This is a genomic window from Hymenobacter endophyticus (genome assembly GCF_032464715.1).
Classification (GTDB): domain Bacteria; phylum Bacteroidota; class Bacteroidia; order Cytophagales; family Hymenobacteraceae; genus Hymenobacter; species Hymenobacter endophyticus.
The window spans coordinates 846,352-861,938 of the sequence record NZ_JAWDJT010000002.1; the positions used below are offsets into that span (position 1 = coordinate 846,352).

The following is a 15,587-nucleotide window of genomic DNA, read 5'->3' on the forward strand; positions in this document are numbered from 1 at the left end:
AACAGAACTGGCCGGCTTGATATGTATCTTCCAGGCTGTTTACCGTCCGCCCAGCAGGCCGCCCAGCAGGCCACCCATGCCGCCGTTCATCAGGCCACCCAGCCCGCCACCGCCGGCACTCCGGGGCTGCGAGTTAGGCTGGCCTCCCAGGCCACCGAGAATTGACATCAAAGAGCCCAGCCCGCCACCACCTACGTGGCTGCCTTGCTGCGGATAGTTACCGTACGAATCGGTGGTTTGCTGCTGGCCACCGCCGCCCAGTACGCCGCTAAGCAAACCGCCTCCGAGAAGGCCGCCGAGCAAGCCGCCCATGCCGCTACCGCCAGCACCGCCTAGCAAGCCGCCCATGGAGCCGCCGCCCAACAAGCCGCCGCCCATACCACCTATGCCTTGGCTGCTACGGCCACCCATTACTTTCGAAATAACCATGGGGGCCACTACGCCGAGCAAGCCGGCCATCAGGGCGCTTTTGGGAATACCGGCGCTTTCCAGCTTATCGGTAATGCCCCCGAAAAAGCCTTGTTTGGCCGGGTCACTGGCGTTGTGCGGTACCTGCTCTGCCTGGTCTACTACTTGGTTCAGGGTTTGAGTTTGCTGGGGCGTGATGCCAAGGTAGCTGGCAATTTTGTTGATCATGGCTTCCTCATCGTTGGCATAAGAGCCATCGGCGCGGGCAAAACTGATGAGGTCGGTTACCAGGGAAAAGCGTAGGTCGCTGCCGCGCAGGGCATCTAGGTTGGCTTTGATTGACTCGTTACTAGCATCTTTGGCCGAAGACAGTACCTGCTGGGTAGCACCGCCGCTGAGGCCGGCCTGGTGGGCCAGCTGCTGCAAAAACTCAATTTCGGCCGCCGAGGCTTCCCGGTCGGCTGAAGCCAGGCTGGCAATAACGCTGAGGTAAGCCGCTTTTTCCTGATCTGAATAATTCTGAAGTAGCTGCGTATCGTTCATGGCGAGAGGAGAATGGGGTGGAGTGGAAAGAACTCTTCGGGCCTTAACGCAGAGGGGCTGAATGGGGTTGGAATAACCCGCCCTCAGCCGGCCTAAAATTCAAAATACTCGCCCGTTTGGGGCTGGGCGGGCTGCTTCACGGGCTTCTTCACCTCGAATGAGGGGCGGGAGGCAGGCCTTGCAACGGGCGGGGCAGCCGGAGTAGCGGTTACCGGCGCCGTTGAACTAGGTGTAGCAGTCGGGGCGGGGGCCGGGCGCCCGGGGCCAGCCTCGTAGCGCACCGTAAACTGATCCTCAGAGCCCTGAATAGCCAGCCGCAGCCCCGGCCCATCGGCGCGGGCCGCTACCCGCGACAACAAACCCGGCAGCAGCGGAATCTGCACATGGTAGTCTATCTGCTGATCAAACGTATGCGTGCCCGTTATCCGAATTAGGGATGCCGCCCGCACGTTGGAGCGAATATCCATCTGCGGAATGTACACGGTACGGCTCTGCACGTAGAGGCTATTGCGCAGTTCGGCAAAGCGCAGGTGGCGCAAAGTGGCCCGGTTAGCTACCAGACTCAGCCGCTGCAAGGGCTCAAAGTCAAGCAGTTGTCCGTCCTGAATAGTGGCGTGCACTTCCGCTTCCAGCCGCTCGGTTAGCGGGCTCAGGTGCGCATCGAAATACGTGTCCGACTCGGCGGTGGCCGTCAGCCGGCCCCGCAGGTGGCGGGCCGTAATAAACTGCTGCCCAAAATTCTCGAACACGTAGAACAGGCTGTCCAGCGGCAGCTGCTGACAGCTGGCTACGGTGCTGGCTTTCAGCAATTCCGTCCGGCGGGCGTCTACCGTGCCCCGCACGCTTATGCGCCCACCAGCGGCCAGCAGGGTGAGGCCCGGAGAGCTGAACACCTGGTTTTGCAGCCGCATTGTGCCACGCAGCTGCCGCCCCCGCAACCGCCTAAACCGCACCTGCCGGGCTTGGGTTTGCACGCTCAGCGCCAGCGTAGCGGGTACGTGTAAGCCGCCTGACGCGGGCTGGCCCGGCTTAGCCGCGCTGCTTTTCACCGGCTGATACACATACAGTAATTGGTTGAAATCAAGCAACTCAGAGGTTACGGCGGCTTCCACACGCAGAGGCTGGCGGGCGTTGGTGGCCCAGCCGGTTATGTTATGTAAGGTTCCGCGGGCCTGAAAATCAGAGTTACCCAACCGCCCCACAATGCTTGGAAAGGCTACATCGGCACCGCGCAACTCCAGCCGCCCAGCCAGGCCGGTAAATGGCTGCCGGAAGTCGCGCAGGCGCAGGGTAACTCCTCTAAACGTAAGCTGCCCGCTGGCTTGCCGGGCAGTAGGCCGCGCCCGGATGGAGCGCAACGGACCGTTGAGTTGCAGCGCCACTTGCGCTTCCCCCTGGGCCGACTGCACCGCCGCCACCGGGAAAAACTGCACCGCGCGCCGTAAATCCACATCGGCCCGGGCCGTGAGGACCAGTTGCGGATTGATGAAATTTTCCAGCCGTAGCTGGCCGCTGAAGGCCCGCCCGGCTAGCTGGCCCTGGATGTTCTGCAAAGCCAGTACCGCTGTGCGGCCGTTGCGGGCGGCGCCGTTGCTGAACGTCCCCCTCAGGCTTACCTGCTCCACCGCCTGCCGGTACTTAGGGTGAAAAAACGACGCCTGCCGGCAGCCGAATTGCACCTGCACCGCCGGGTTCTGCTTATCTGACCACTCTCCCTGCACTGTGCCCCCGAAATACACCTGCCCCCGGCTGCGGTAGCCGGCCAAGGAGCGCGTGAGGCGGGGAGGTAACAGGGCCAGCACCGCCTGCACATCGGCCCCGGCAGCTTCACAACGCACATTCAGCTGGGGTGCGCCCCGGTAGCCGATGCTACCAGCCAGGGAGTAACGTGCCGGGCCTACCCCAATTTCTGAGGGCTGAATGGTAAGCTGTTGCTGCTGCCGGTCGATGCGTACAGCGGCCCGGAGTTGCAGGAGTTTCTGCTGAAAATAGTCGTCGGAACCCAGGCGCACGGTACGCACTAGGGCTTCGCCGGTGGCGGCCACCTCTACCAGCGGCCCGATAATAGCTACCTGAGCCTGGGCGACGGGGGTATGCAGGGCAATGTACTGGCGCCGGCCGGCATCTTCGTACACCACGGCTACCCGCTCCAGCCGAATACCTTCCAGGGCCAGCTTGAAAGGTGTGTCATCGGGCTGAACGGCGGCAGTATCGGGGCAAATGATGTGGTAGTTGCCCACATCCTGCTGGTTGCGCCGAATGTGAACCCGGGCATCGGTGAGGGTAACCTCCCGGATGCGGTAGTGCCCACTTACCAGGTCCCAGGCATTAAAGGCGCAGTACAGCCGCCTGGCCCGGGCCAGGCGCACGGTATCAGTGGGCACCGAGCCCCGCACCGTTACATCGTGCAGCGTTACCGAGAGGCGCGGAAACTGATCCAGGGCCGATACCTCCAACCGGCTGGCGTGCACGGGTACGCAGAGGTACTGGTTGAGCCCGCGCACAAACAAGCCTACCAAGTAATCCTGCCCCAGCCACAAGCCCAGCCAGCCCATAGTGAGCAGGCCAAGCAGGGTAAAACAGAAAATTTTCAGAAATCGACGCACTGTATTCCTTCCGCTGAAATTTCTGACTGGCAGTTAGTTGAGATGAACCCAACGAATAACTGCAAAAAATCTTCAGCCAAAGATGGCACAAAGTGTTGCGTTTTCGAAAACAGCCTCCCATATTTGCCATCCCAAACAGGATACGCCCATTGGGAGATTAGCTCAGCTGGTTCAGAGCATCTGCCTTACAAGCAGAGGGTCACTGGTTCGAACCCAGTATCTCCCACTTTTTTAGAGTACGCTTACCCCTCGGGAGATTAGCTCAGCTGGTTCAGAGCATCTGCCTTACAAGCAGAGGGTCACTGGTTCGAACCCAGTATCTCCCACAACAAAAAAGGACTGCCGCCTGCGGCAGTCCTTTTTTGTTGTGCCCAAAGCGGCCATTTTGCGGCCGGAAAGTACCTTGCTGGCTCTGGCAAGTTTGCCGCTTACCTTCTTCCCTGATGGCTTCCCTCCTTGCTAACCCCACCGTTTGGGCACCCCGCTGGCTGGCACCGGCTTTTTTCGGGGGCTTGCTGCTGCTGGGGGCCTGGCTGGTAGCCGACTACGGGGTATCCTGGGATGAGCCCGTAGACCACCTGAATGGCCTGGTGAGCTTGCGGCACATAGTCACGCTGGTAGCGCCCGAGTGGGCAGCTCGTCAACCTTTGCTGCAACAAGTACCGCCCCTGGCTGGCTACGTGGATAATGACCACGGCGTACTATTTGAGCTACCCCTGGCCCTCCTGCATACTACGCTCCGTTCCGGCTCCGACTTGCGCACCTACTACCTGTGGCGGCATATGGCCACTTTTTTGGTATGCGTGGGCGGAATCTGGGCGCTGTACCGGTTGGCGTTGCTACGCTTCCGCAATCAATACCTGGCGCTGTTTACGGCGCTGCTCTTCGTGCTTTCGCCCCGCATGTTCGCCGAGTCCTTCTACAACGCCAAGGACCTGGTATTTCTGGCGGCGTTTACCTTGGGCATGTACACGCTGGCCCGGCTGCTGGAGCGGCCCACGCCGGGCCGGGCGCTGGTGCACGGGCTGGCCTCGGCGGCGGCCCTGGACATCCGGATCCTGGGTAGCATGCTGGTGCCCTTTACGCTGGCCCTGCTGCTGCTGGAAGCTATTCAACCAACGCAGCAGAGCCTGAACCGGGCGCGTCTTGGGGCTAGTGGAGCTGTGTACCTGCTAAGTACGGTGGGTGCCGGTATTGCCGGCTGGCCTTACTTGTGGGCGGCCCCGCTGGACAACTTCTTGCAGGCTTTTGAGGCCATGCGGCGCTTCCGGTGGCAGGGCAAGGTGCTGTACTGGGGCGAGTATGAGTCGGCGCAGGAGCTGCCCTGGCATTATGCCCCTGTTTGGCTGCTGGTTACTACTCCGCTTTCCTACTCCCTGGCGGCACTGGGGGGGCTGGGGCTGCAGCTCAGGCAGGTATGCACCCACCCCCGGGCGGTGCTGGGCACCTACACCGGCCGGCTCGATTTGCTGTTTTGCGGGTGGTTGCTGGGGCCGCTGGTACTGGTAATAGGGATGAACTCAGTGCTATACGACGGCTGGCGGCACTTGTATTTTGTATACCCGGCACTGCTGCTGCTGGCTGTTGGTGCGGGCGTACGGCTGTGGCGCTGGGCCGGGCAGGCCACGCAGCGGAGGCGAATAACGCAGGCTATTGCCGGCGTAGTAACCCTGGAAATGACCTTTACGGTTATTCGCATGGCGCTGATGCACCCGCAGCAACAGGTGTATTTCAGCTTTCTGCCCACTCACAAGGCAGCGCAATGGTTTGAGCGTGACTACTGGGGCCTCTCCTACCGGCAAGGGCTGGAATACCTGGCGCGAACTTATCCGCAGGGCCCAATTCTGGTGGACCCGCAGCACATTCCTCCTTTCGAGAATAACCGAGCTATGCTACCTCCCACTGACAGGCAGCGGTTTGTGGTAAGTGAAACGGCACCGGGGCGCTTTCTGCTGCTGGATTACCGCAGCCAGGCGGGCACCGTGGTTACGCCCACCGGCTGGGAAGTATACCAAGTTACGGCCGATGGGCTACCCATTCTCTCTATCTACCAGCATCCGTAACGGTTACCGGCCGCCCGTGTTCCGGCCAAACCACCCCAGGCGTTGCGCTACCACCAGCGGGAACAGCAGCCAGGCCGGCTCAGCAAAAAACCGCCACCGAAACCCCACGAAAAATACCAGACTCAGCAACCAGGTGGCCAGCACGGGCGTGAGCAGCAGCCAGTCGTGCGGCTGGAAGCGCAGTCCTCGGTAGCCAAGCAAAGTCAGGAGCACTGCCGCCCCGAAAGCCAGCAGCAGTAGGGCGGTAAAGGGGTTCCAGGGTGTGCGGGGGGCATCGGCGACAAAGTTTTCGGGGGAGAAGAACAGGCCCGTTTTGCGCAGCAGTAGCTGAACCTCCTCCTGCGGGTGCGCGGCCACCCATTGCCGGGCCAGCCGGGCCCGGGCCTGGCTTTCCTGGTACTGATTCAGGGAGTCCAGCTGCGGGACGTGGGCGCGCACATACCGGTCAAAAGGGCCCTGGCGCTCGTCCCAATCAAACATGAAGCGCCCCTGCGTAACGGAGTTGTGCCCCTGCAGCAGCTCAAACCCAGCCTGATTGCTAAGCACATAAACCCCAAATAACCGGTAATTTTTGAGCAGGATGGGCGTGTGGGCCAGCCCCAGGGTTAGCAGCAGCCCCAGGCCCAGACCCCAGGCTGCCCGCCGCAGTGGTGCCGGCCGATGCAGCATCAGTAGCAGCCAAACTGCAAACAACAGTCCGTATACCGCCAGCAAGTAGCCCCGCAGCAAGCACGAGAGCACCACGGCCCCGGTAATGAGCAGGGCATCGGGTAGGCGCAGGGGCCGGCCGCCGTGCAGGCGCAGCAGCTTGTATACCACTACAATCAGCAAGGGCAAGGCCAAGTTTTCGTACCACCAGAAGGCGCCAATGTAGTACACCACCCCCGGCGACAAAGCCCATAGTAAGGCCCCCGCCCAGGCTATATGCGGCCGCAACCCATAGTACCCCAGGGTGCGCTGCACGTACAGCCCGCCCAGCAGGTAGCAGCCCGCCGCCGCCGCGTACACCAGCAGCGTGAGGTAGTGCCGGGGCAGGCCAGTCCGGCTCCAGGCCACGTACACAAACACCGGAAAGCTGGCGTGAAAGGAATCGGGGCGGAGCTGCTTGCGTTCCGGGTCCAGGCTCACGTAGCCCCGGCCGGCCAGGTAGTTATCGGCAATGCGGCCGTTGCGGCGCTCATCGTAGTTCCATTCCAGGCCGGGGTTCAGCCCCAGGTTGAGGACCAGCCGAAGAGCCAGGAGCAGTACGGCCGCAGCCCAGATAGCACGAGGAATAGAACGAAGCACCGGAAAAAGCAGGATGAAAATATGAAAGACCGAATGTAGCTGCGTTTTGTGAGGTTTCGGCCTGGTCTTACGCGGCGGGCGTTGCGCTCTGCCAGTCAGGATGGTTACCTAGTAGCCAGCTGATTTTCCTGGCAGCCCCGTTGACTTGCGTGGTGTACGTCCGGTAAGCAAATGGCTTTACTTTGCTGTTGGTGATGTGCCGGCCGGTGCGCTAGGTTTCGCATCACCCAGCCCTGAGTTTGCCGCTGTAGCCCCCTGGACCTACGCCAGCTCCTTTATTATCAGTCTCATGCCTGTACTCGAAGTTACCTCCCCGGCCCTGGTCCGGCAGTTTCTGGATTTGCCCAGCCGCCTCTACCAGAACCAGCCTGCCTGGATTTCTCCCCTTGACCACGAAATAGAGGCCGTTTTTGACCCCAAGAAGAACCCGAATTTTGCGCACGGCGAGGCTATCCGCTGGGTGCTGACGGATGCGGCCGGCCTGGTTGTCGGCCGGGTAGCGGCCTTCATCAACCACCACACGCCCCAAACCGACCCCACCCAACCGGTGGGCGGTATGGGTTTTTTTGAGTGCATTGATAGTCAGGAAGCGGCCAACCAGCTGTTCGACACCTGCCAGCAATGGCTGGCGGCGCGCGGGCAGGCGGCCATGGATGGGCCCATCAACTTTGGGGAGCGGGACCGGTTTTGGGGCTTGCTTACTGATGGCTTCACCGAGCCCAACTACGGCATGTTCTATCATCAACCGTACTATCAGCCGCTGTTCGAAAACTACGGCTTTCAGCTCTATTTCAAGCAGTACACCTGCTACCGCGAGGTGGCCACGCTGTTGCACCCCACTTTTGATAAGGCTGCCCAGCGCTATGCCCAGGAGCATCCAGAGTTCAGTTTTCGCCACGCCAGTAAGCGCGACACCGATAAGCTGGCCCGCGACTTTCACCACGTGTATAACCTGGCCTGGGCCAACCATAGCGGCGTAAACCCCATGAGCCTGGATAAGGCCCGCGACCTGGTGAAGCAGATGAAGCCCGTGCTGGATGAGCGGATTTTATGGTTTGCGTACGCGGGAGATGAGCCGGTAGCCTTTTTTGTGAGCCTGCCCGAGCTCAACCAGATTTTCAAGCACGTAGGCCGCAACTTCAACCTCTGGGGTAAGCTGCGCTTTTTGTGGGAGCAGCGCAAATACGAGCGGCGCCGGGATAAGAAATTGTTCGGGGTGATTTTCGGGGTGGTACCGGCCTGGCAGGGCAAGGGCGTGGAAAGCGCCCTCATGGTGCACGCCCGCCAGGAGTTCATGCGCGCTGGCTACCACGACATCGAAATGAACTGGATTGGCGACTTCAACCCCCGCATGCTGGCCCTCACCCGCTCCATCGGGGCCCGCATCTACAAAACCCACGTCACCTACCGCTACCAGTTCGACCGCAACCGCCCCTTCGAGCGGAGTCCTATTATTCGGTAGTTGAAGAGTTTCCATGTGCCGTGCAGAAGCGCAATGCCCTACGCTTCTGCACGGCACATGGCGTTAATCAGTCTCTAAACTCCCTGTCTAGCTGCACCACTTGCGGGATGAGCAGGTGCTCATCGTCGTTGTATACCACGTGGTGGGCGCGTTTCAGCTTTTCTTCCTCGCTGAGCTGCTTACCAATAATGGTGAGGATATCATCGGGGGTACGGTGCGGGTCGCGGCGCAGCACCCGGGCCTGCCGCAGCACCTGGGGCGCAAACACTGTAATTACCTGGTGCAGCTGCTGGTAGGCCCCGGATTCATACAAGAGCGCGGCCTCTTTGAGCACGTAAGCATGGCCCTCCTGCTGGCGGGCAGCGGCCCACTCGGCAAAGTCGCGGCCTACGTGGGGGTGCACCAAGGCGTTGAGCCGGGCCAGTTGCGCGGGGTCGGGGAAGGCCACACGGGCCAGATAGGTGCGGTTCAGCTGCCCCTCGGGTGTAAAAGCTTCCGGCCCGAAAGCAGCCGTTAACTCGTCACGCAGCCGGGCGTCGTGGGCCATTACACACTTGGCGCGGGCATCTGAGTCGTACACGGGCGCGCCCAGCACCTGAAACAGGCGGCACACCACGCTTTTCCCGGACCCAATACCGCCCGTAATTCCAATCAGCTTCATATGGCTTGTGCCTAGTTGGCTTAGTGTACGCTGTGCACCCGCACGCCCCGGGTCAGGACGAGGTAGCCCCGCGTGTGGGTTGGCTTTTTCGAGAGGAAGGGCCGCAGGCTGGAATCCTGGTTGGTGAACTGCCCAAAATGCAGCTGCACCCGCACCTGCTCCGGCCGGAACCCTACCGTATCCTCCGGAAAAAACTGCAGGCGCACGCGCACTTTGGCAGGCGAAAACTGATACTGGTGGCCAGCCGGGGCATCCAGCAGCTCTGGTATTACCTCCACCGGAATGGTAACCATGGGCCGGCGCAGCAGCCTTACCCGCACGTCCTGCACGTTGGTTTGCACTAGCTCAGGCCCGCCAATGGGCACCCGGATATCACCGGTAGAGGAGCCGGCCGGGGCCTGGGGCAGATGCACCGGATAAGGGTCGGGCAGGGTGCTGATTTTACTTTGGGGGCCCCGAAAAACTACGTTGGCCGGCTCAAACTTAGCATCGTAAGGAAGGGCCAGGCCGTTGGTGGCCGGGCTTAGCCCCAGGGCTAGGCGGCGGCTTACCAGGCGGTCCAGCTCCACCCACAGCGTATCAGAGAGTAGGTAATTGAACTGTAAGCCTTCCATGGCCTGCTGCAGGGCCGGGCGCAGGGCGCGGGCCGTAAGGTAGCGGGTGTTGGCGGGGGTACTAAGCGTAAGTTCAGCGGGCTTTACATCCAGCAGCAGCTGGCGGCGCAGCAGCTTCCAGCCCCGGCCGGTTACGTTCACGGGCACCTCAGTAGGCAGCGGCTGCACCGGAATAAACCGGCTTTGGTCGTAGCGCCAGGCCAAAGGGTAGGTGATGCGCGTGGTGTAGGTCTTGTTGAGGGCGTTAAGCAGCCAGAAGGTGCTGGCAATCAGAAAACAGGCCGTTACTGCCCGCCAATAGCTCCGCTCCTGCCCGAAAAACGGGTCCACGAACCAGCGCAGCCAACGGGACGGAACAGACGACACAGAGACGAAAACTTGATGAGAAGCTGGCAAGGTACTAACTCGCCTGCATAGGCGCTACTGCTTACGGCAGGCAAAGTGCCCGCCCTGGGCCACCTGCGTACACAAGGCGGCCCAAAGCGGGCACATAATGGCCAGTAGTACCAAGTGGCAGCTACGCAGCAGGAGCAGTGGTTTTGCCGACTACCTCACGGGCAATGGCCGAGCGGTCAAAGCGCAGGCGTACGCCTTTGTCCACTTCCACGGTTACGGTTTCCTCGTTCAGGTCCACCACCTTACCGTGCAGGCCGCCAATGGTTACCACGCTGGAGCCTTTAGCCAGGGCAGCCCGAAATTTCTTGGCCTCGGCCTGCCGTTTTTGCTGGGGCCGAAACATGAAGAAGTACATCACAATGCCCATTCCTACCAGAAGAATGACCTGGGTGATACCACCAGTGCTGGCCGGGGCCGCCTGGAGAAAGAGAGATGCAAGCATGTGTTGCGAAATCAGAAAATGACAAAAAAGAAAGAGTTGGCGAGCTGTCGGTGGGTCAGTGAATCTGCGCCCTCCTCAACTCGCCAACTCCTTCGCAATCAACTTGGATAATCTAGCGGGTAGGACCGTTCTGGCCGTCGCCGGGGATGTTGGCCTTAATCACCACTTTGGTGATGCTGGGTTGGGTGTTAGCCTGAATGGCAACCTCCTTGTTCTGAATGCCAAACTTGCCGTGCGAGTCGAACTGCACGTCGATGGTGCCTTTGGCGCCGGGGGCAATGGGCTCCTTGGTCCAGTTAGGCGTGGTGCAGCCGCAGCTGGCGGTGGCATTCTCAATCAGCAGCGGCGACTTGCCGGTGTTAGTGAACTCAAACGTGTGCTTCACCACCTCACCCTGCTTGATGTTGCCGAAATCGTGCTCGGCTACGGCGAAGGTCATTACGGGGGCGTTGGGGTTGGGGGCCTCCGTTTCGGTGGTTACGTTGGGGTTGTCCACCACGGGGTTAGCGGCGGCCTCGTTGGCGGTGGCGGCGGCGGCGTTCATGCCTTCGGCACCCACCTCGGCGGTTTTATTGTTGTTGCAGGCGCCCATCAGCAGCGCGCCGGAAAGCAGAACGGCAGAAAACAGCGTACGTTTCATATAAAGCAGAAAAAGAAGGCCGTCAGTGGTCTTCGGAAAGGTAAATGTACTAACGAGTTGGCATTAGCACGTCATTCCGAGCTTGCCGAGGAATCTCGCGTGCTGACGTTGGAATAGTAACTCAACATCAGCACGCGAGATTCCTCGGCAAGCTCGGAATGACGTCCTTTTTTTCACAGCTAACTCTATTTGCCCAGGTTGTTGATGATGGCTTGGGCGAATTCCGAGGTGGACGCCGAGCCGCCCAGGTCGCCGGTGCACTTGGCTTTGTCCTGCAGGGTCAGCTCCAGCGCCTTCTCGATTTTCACGGCCTGCTCATGCTCGCCAATGTGGTGCAGCATCATCAGAGCCGAGCGGAGCAGGGCGGTGGGGTTGGCTTTGCCCTGGCCGGCAATATCGGGAGCCGAACCGTGCACAGCCTCGAAAATGGCCATGTCGTCGCCGATGTTGGCGCCGGCAACCACGCCCAAGCCGCCTACCAGGCCGGCGCAGAGGTCAGAAAGGATGTCGCCGAACAGGTTGGTGGTCACAATCACGTCAAACTGCTCAGGCTTGCCCACCAGCTGCATGCACATGTTGTCGATGATTTTCTCCTCGTACTGCACCTGCGGAAACTCGCGGGCGGCTTCCTGGGCGGCATCCAGCATAATTTTGCCCGGCACTTTCAGGATGTTGGCTTTGTGGGCCAGCGTCACCTTTTTGCGGCCGTGCTTGGCGGCGTAAGCAAAGGCTGCGCGGCAGATATTGCGGGCCCCTGCCACCGTCACGCGGGCAATAGAGTCGCCGATGCCGTTCTGCTCATCCCAGATTTCCAGGCCGGCGTACAGGCCCTCGGTGTTCTCGCGGAACAGCACCAGGTCAACGCCCTCGTAGCGGGTTTTGATACCGGCCGTGGTTTTGCTGGGGCGCACGTTCTGGTACAGGTTGTACTTCTGGCGCAGTGTTACGTTGATGCTGCGGAAACCCTTGCCCACGGGCGTGGTAATGGGGCCTTTCAGGGCTACTTTGTTCTTTTCCAGCGAAGTCAGCAAGGCCTGCGGCAGCAACTCGCCCGACTGGTCGAAGGTGGTCTGGCCCGCGTTCTGTTCTTCCCACTGCACGGGCACCTGGGCCGCCGCGAAAATATCGGTTACTGCTTTCGTGATTTCGGGGCCAATGCCGTCGCCGGGGATGAGCGTGATGAGATGCATGCTATTGAGTTGGGTTAATGGGCAAGAGGAGGGCGAGCCGGGCGGACGAGGAGGAGAGCAGCTCGCGGAAAAATGATAGGGTTAGCAGGCAGTTGCGCCGCAGCCAACCCCACAATTTTGCATAAAGGTACCGCCTACCGGCGGGTGCTGAAAATGAAAATGTGCGAACGTGCCCCGGTTACTCAGGAGCACATTCGCACATTCTCACAATTTCCACATTTGGCTATACCGTTTTGCGAGAGTTAATCTGGTTGATGAGCTGGTCCACGTCGCCGAGCAGCTGTTCGGCCTTGCTCTTGGCGTCCTGAATTACGCGCTGGCCTTCACTCTTGGCCGAGCTGGGGCCCTGGTCGGTGCGGCTGGTCACCAGGTTCTCGGTGAGGTCGGCCAGGGTTTCGCGGTATTTCTCCAGCTGATAGCTCAGCCAGCTGCGGGTTTCGCGGCCTTTTTCAGGCGCGTACAGAAGTCCGATTACGGCCCCGGTGAGGGCGCCGCCGGCGAAGCACAGAATGCCGGTGGTGGTTTTGCTACCCATATTTCTTAGTTAGAAGTGAGTACAGGTGGATGATGACGTGAGAATTGGGAGTGCCCAATACTACGTAAAAAAGCGCCGGAAGATATAGCCTAGTTACCAGAGCTAATTCCCCTCCTCAGATGAGGAGGGGCTAGGGGTGGTTGATCCGCACGTCTGCACGGATAACTAGCTCTAATTTCTAGCTCTTCAACCACCCCTAACCCCTCCTCATCTGAGGAGAGGAACTAGTTCTAGCTACCTTTTACTGGTTGTCTAGCAGCCCCCGTCCCGATTTACGGATGGCTCCGCTGGCCGTTAGGTCCTGGGCCAGCTTATCCAAGATACCGTTCACGAACTGCTTGCTCTTGGGCGTGGAGTACATCTTGCTGATTTCGATGTACTCGTTGATGGTCACCTTCACCGGAATGGCCCGGAACAGGTGCATCTCGCAGAGGGCCATCTTCAGCAGAATCTTGTCGGTGAGGGCCACGCGCTCTACGTCCCAGTTCTGCACCGATTCGGCAATCAGCTTCTCGTACTTCTCGTCGTCGGCCAGGGTTTGCTGGTAGAGGCTCTCGGCAAACTCCTTGTCTTCCTGCCAGTTGGCCGACAGGGACATGAGCACCAGATTCTCATCGGCAGCCTCATCCAGCATCTTCACCGTTTTTACCACCAGATTTTTCACCACGGCGCGGTTTTCCTCCCAGTTCAGGTCGTCTTCCTCGATGTAGGCCGGCAGGCTCTCACCCTTGAACACGTAGGTTTTGTAGAGGTGCTTGAGGATTTCCTGGTCTTCCTGGTAGTTGCCAGCAGGAGCAGCCAAATAGCTCAGCAGCTCCGGATCTTGCTTCATCTCGTTGCGCCAGGCGGTACGCAGGGCGTCCAGCTCGTCCTCACCGTGCCAGCGCATGGAGCGCCGGATGGTGAGGTCCTGTAGCTGCAGGTTGTTGATGAGCTTCTCGATGGCCTTGTTTTCCAGCAGGCGCGTGGCATCCAGCAGGGGCTCCTTGGCGGCCGTGAGGCGGCGGGAGTCGCGCACCCGCTCCTCCTCAATTACCTGCAGCAGCGCCTCCGGGATATTGAGCAGGTGAATGTACTGGTTATGAATGCTTTCGGCCGCGTACACCATCTGACCGGCGTAGTAGGTGGCATCCTTGGCCGTGGCTTTCTGGTAGTACTTGATGGCGTCCTTCACCGCGTCGTTTACGTCGGTATCGTCGGTGGCTTCCGGCTCTTCGCCGGATTTGTGCCACTCCTTGAAAATGAGCTCGGCCATTTTGCGCTGGCCCTGCAACAGCTTGCGGTCCTGGGGCTCCGGCGAGTTCAAATCGGGCGCGAAGGCATCCGCAATCCGGTCAATGGCGAGTAGAAAATCGGACCCGACAGCCTGATGATAGGCATACAGGGCTTGCATGACCTTGATGCGGAGCGTGCGACGGTTGAGCATTCTGGGGAGGTGAAGTTGTGAAATTGTGAAGTTGTGAAATGACAGCTTTAGATGCTCACATGCCCTCAAGGGCGTAGTACATCAAATTCACCATTTCACAACTTCACAAATTCACCGTTTAGTAAGTTGATTTAACCTTGCCGATGGCGGCAATGCGCTCCTCCGCCTGGCGGGTGGCGGCGGCCTGGGGGTGGCTGCCTTCCTGCTCGGCTTTGTTGAGCACCTGGGTGGTAATATCGTAGATGCGCTCCGTCTGGGTCATCACCGACTGACGGTTGCCGCCTTGTACTTCGGAGCACACATTGATGAGGCCACCGGCGTTGATGAGGAAGTCGGGGGCGTAGATGATGCCGCGCTGCACCAGCTCGGGGCCGTGCACGTTCTCGTCGGCCAGCTGGTTGTTGGCGCAGCCGGCCACAACGCGGGCTTTCAGGCGGCCAATCGTGTCGTCGTTGAGGGTGGCACCCAGGGCGCAGGGCGAGTAGATGTCCACATCCTGGTCGTATATTTCATCCAGGCCCACCATGCGGGCGTTGAAGCGGCTGGCGGCTTCCAGGGCCCGGTCTTCGTAGTAGTCGCAGAGCACGATTTGCGCGCCTTCCTTCTGCAGGTATTCCATCAGGTAGGTACCCACGTGGCCCACACCCTGCACGGCCACGCGCTTGCCGGCCAATGAGTCGGAACCGAATGCCTTTTTAGCGGCGGCTTTCATGCCCATGTAAGTACCGTAGGCCGTTACCGGCGACGGGTCGCCGGAGCCGCCCATGCTCTCGGGCAGGCCCGAAACGTGCTTGGTTTCCATCCGGATGTACTCCATGTCCTTGGTGGTCATGTTCACATCCTCGGCCGTGATGTACTTGCCGTTCAGGTTCTGCACGAAGCGGCCGAACTTGCGCAGCAGGGCCTCCGTCTTCATAGTTTTGGCGTCGCCAATGATGACGGCCTTGCCCCCACCCAGGTTCAGGCCCGAAATGGCCGCCTTATAGGTCATGCCCCGACTCAGGCGCAGCACGTCGTTCAGGGCTTCGGCCTCCGAGGTGTAGTGCCACATGCGGGTACCGCCCAGGGCCGGCCCCAGCACCGTGTTATGAATGCCGATAATAGCCTTCAAACCAGTTTCGTGGTCGTGGCAGAATACTACCTGCTCGTGCTGATGCTCGGCAATTTGCCCGAAGACCGACGTTTCGGTCAGTACGTTCGTTTCTACCATAAGAATGGGGTGGAAAAGAGGTGGGTGGGGTGGTTATTGTACCTTTGGGTAACGCAGGAGGAGAGTGGCGGCTGTGCGTTTCATTAAACGAATGACAACGCCTC

Annotated in this window: 13 protein-coding genes and 2 tRNA genes; 4 read left to right on the top strand and 11 right to left on the bottom strand. The window is 60.2% G+C overall.

Annotated elements, in window-relative coordinates:
* Window positions 1-39 precede the first annotated feature (39 nt).
* Together ROI90_RS05940 and ROI90_RS05945 are read right to left on the bottom strand one after the other, a co-directional pair.
* Window positions 40-951 (bottom strand): tellurite resistance TerB family protein, encoded by a 912-nt coding sequence (locus ROI90_RS05940; protein ID WP_315997416.1) that lies wholly within the window; start codon window positions 949-951, stop codon window positions 40-42.
* Window positions 952-1,043: 92 nt separating this feature from the next.
* Window positions 1,044-3,557, bottom strand: coding sequence for an AsmA-like C-terminal region-containing protein (locus ROI90_RS05945; protein ID WP_315997417.1), 2,514 nt, complete (start codon window positions 3,555-3,557; stop codon window positions 1,044-1,046).
* 151 nt (window positions 3,558-3,708) lie between these two features.
* Here ROI90_RS05945 and ROI90_RS05950 point away from each other — a divergent pair.
* The 3 genes from ROI90_RS05950 to ROI90_RS05960 all read left to right on the top strand — a co-directional run bounded on the left by ROI90_RS05950 (window position 3,709) and on the right by ROI90_RS05960 (window position 5,620).
* Window positions 3,709-3,783 (top strand) — tRNA-Val (locus ROI90_RS05950).
* A 25-nt stretch (window positions 3,784-3,808) separates the two neighbouring features.
* Window positions 3,809-3,883, top strand: a tRNA-Val gene (locus ROI90_RS05955).
* Between the two features lie 117 nt (window positions 3,884-4,000).
* Window positions 4,001-5,620, top strand: coding sequence for an ArnT family glycosyltransferase (locus ROI90_RS05960; protein ID WP_315997418.1), 1,620 nt, complete (start codon window positions 4,001-4,003; stop codon window positions 5,618-5,620).
* Window positions 5,621-5,623: 3 nt separating this feature from the next.
* Here ROI90_RS05960 and ROI90_RS05965 read toward each other — a convergent pair whose 3' ends face one another.
* Window positions 5,624-6,907 (bottom strand): hypothetical protein, encoded by a 1,284-nt coding sequence (locus ROI90_RS05965; RefSeq protein ID WP_315997419.1) that lies wholly within the window; start codon window positions 6,905-6,907, stop codon window positions 5,624-5,626.
* 289 nt (window positions 6,908-7,196) lie between these two features.
* Between ROI90_RS05965 and ROI90_RS05970 the strand changes: the two genes are divergently transcribed.
* Window positions 7,197-8,369 carry a GNAT family N-acetyltransferase gene (locus ROI90_RS05970; protein WP_315997420.1) on the top strand — a complete coding sequence of 391 codons (1,173 nt, stop codon included), beginning with the start codon at window positions 7,197-7,199 and terminating at the stop codon, window positions 8,367-8,369.
* A 67-nt stretch (window positions 8,370-8,436) separates the two neighbouring features.
* Here the strand turns inward: ROI90_RS05970 and coaE are convergent, their stop codons facing one another.
* The 8 genes from coaE to ROI90_RS06010 form a co-directional block, all read right to left on the bottom strand.
* Entirely contained in the window at window positions 8,437-9,030 is a 594-nt protein-coding gene (gene coaE, locus ROI90_RS05975) for a dephospho-CoA kinase (protein WP_315997421.1), read from the bottom strand.
* A gap of 20 nt (window positions 9,031-9,050) precedes the next feature.
* Window positions 9,051-10,010, bottom strand: a complete 960-nt coding sequence (locus ROI90_RS05980) for a YbbR-like domain-containing protein (protein WP_315997422.1) — start codon at window positions 10,008-10,010, stop codon at window positions 9,051-9,053.
* Between the two features lie 151 nt (window positions 10,011-10,161).
* The gene (yajC, locus tag ROI90_RS05985) at window positions 10,162-10,482 is read right to left on the bottom strand and encodes a preprotein translocase subunit YajC (protein WP_315997423.1); all 321 of its coding nucleotides are present in this window, start codon (window positions 10,480-10,482) and stop codon (window positions 10,162-10,164) included.
* 112 nt (window positions 10,483-10,594) lie between these two features.
* The gene (locus ROI90_RS05990) at window positions 10,595-11,122 is read right to left on the bottom strand and encodes a DUF1573 domain-containing protein (RefSeq protein WP_315997424.1); all 528 of its coding nucleotides are present in this window, start codon (window positions 11,120-11,122) and stop codon (window positions 10,595-10,597) included.
* Between the two features lie 185 nt (window positions 11,123-11,307).
* Window positions 11,308-12,312 carry an isocitrate/isopropylmalate dehydrogenase family protein gene (locus ROI90_RS05995; RefSeq protein ID WP_315997425.1) on the bottom strand — a complete coding sequence of 335 codons (1,005 nt, stop codon included), beginning with the start codon at window positions 12,310-12,312 and terminating at the stop codon, window positions 11,308-11,310.
* A 223-nt stretch (window positions 12,313-12,535) separates the two neighbouring features.
* Window positions 12,536-12,847 (bottom strand): YtxH domain-containing protein, encoded by a 312-nt coding sequence (locus tag ROI90_RS06000; RefSeq protein WP_125436073.1) that lies wholly within the window; start codon window positions 12,845-12,847, stop codon window positions 12,536-12,538.
* Between the two features lie 241 nt (window positions 12,848-13,088).
* Window positions 13,089-14,273 (bottom strand): transcription antitermination factor NusB, encoded by a 1,185-nt coding sequence (gene nusB / locus ROI90_RS06005; protein WP_315997426.1) that lies wholly within the window; start codon window positions 14,271-14,273, stop codon window positions 13,089-13,091.
* 118 nt (window positions 14,274-14,391) lie between these two features.
* The gene (locus tag ROI90_RS06010; protein WP_315997427.1) at window positions 14,392-15,483 is read right to left on the bottom strand and encodes a Glu/Leu/Phe/Val dehydrogenase dimerization domain-containing protein; all 1,092 of its coding nucleotides are present in this window, start codon (window positions 15,481-15,483) and stop codon (window positions 14,392-14,394) included.
* Window positions 15,484-15,587 lie beyond the last annotated feature (104 nt).

Bases quoted from the DNA above. Each gene is read 5' to 3' on its own strand.
- ROI90_RS05940 (WP_315997416.1), bottom strand. From the start codon at position 951: ATGAACGATACGCAGCTACTTCAGAATTATTCAGATCAGGAAAAAGCG.
- ROI90_RS05960 (WP_315997418.1), top strand. From the start codon at position 4,001: ATGGCTTCCCTCCTTGCTAACCCCACCGTTTGGGCACCCCGCTGGCTG.
- ROI90_RS05970 (WP_315997420.1), top strand. From the start codon at position 7,197: ATGCCTGTACTCGAAGTTACCTCCCCGGCCCTGGTCCGGCAGTTTCTG.
- coaE (WP_315997421.1), bottom strand. From the start codon at position 9,030: ATGAAGCTGATTGGAATTACGGGCGGTATTGGGTCCGGGAAAAGCGTG.
- yajC (WP_315997423.1), bottom strand. From the start codon at position 10,482: ATGCTTGCATCTCTCTTTCTCCAGGCGGCCCCGGCCAGCACTGGTGGT.
- ROI90_RS05990 (WP_315997424.1), bottom strand. From the start codon at position 11,122: ATGAAACGTACGCTGTTTTCTGCCGTTCTGCTTTCCGGCGCGCTGCTG.
- ROI90_RS05995 (WP_315997425.1), bottom strand. From the start codon at position 12,312: ATGCATCTCATCACGCTCATCCCCGGCGACGGCATTGGCCCCGAAATC.
- ROI90_RS06000 (WP_125436073.1), bottom strand. From the start codon at position 12,847: ATGGGTAGCAAAACCACCACCGGCATTCTGTGCTTCGCCGGCGGCGCC.
- nusB (WP_315997426.1), bottom strand. From the start codon at position 14,273: ATGCTCAACCGTCGCACGCTCCGCATCAAGGTCATGCAAGCCCTGTAT.
- ROI90_RS06010 (WP_315997427.1), bottom strand. From the start codon at position 15,483: ATGGTAGAAACGAACGTACTGACCGAAACGTCGGTCTTCGGGCAAATT.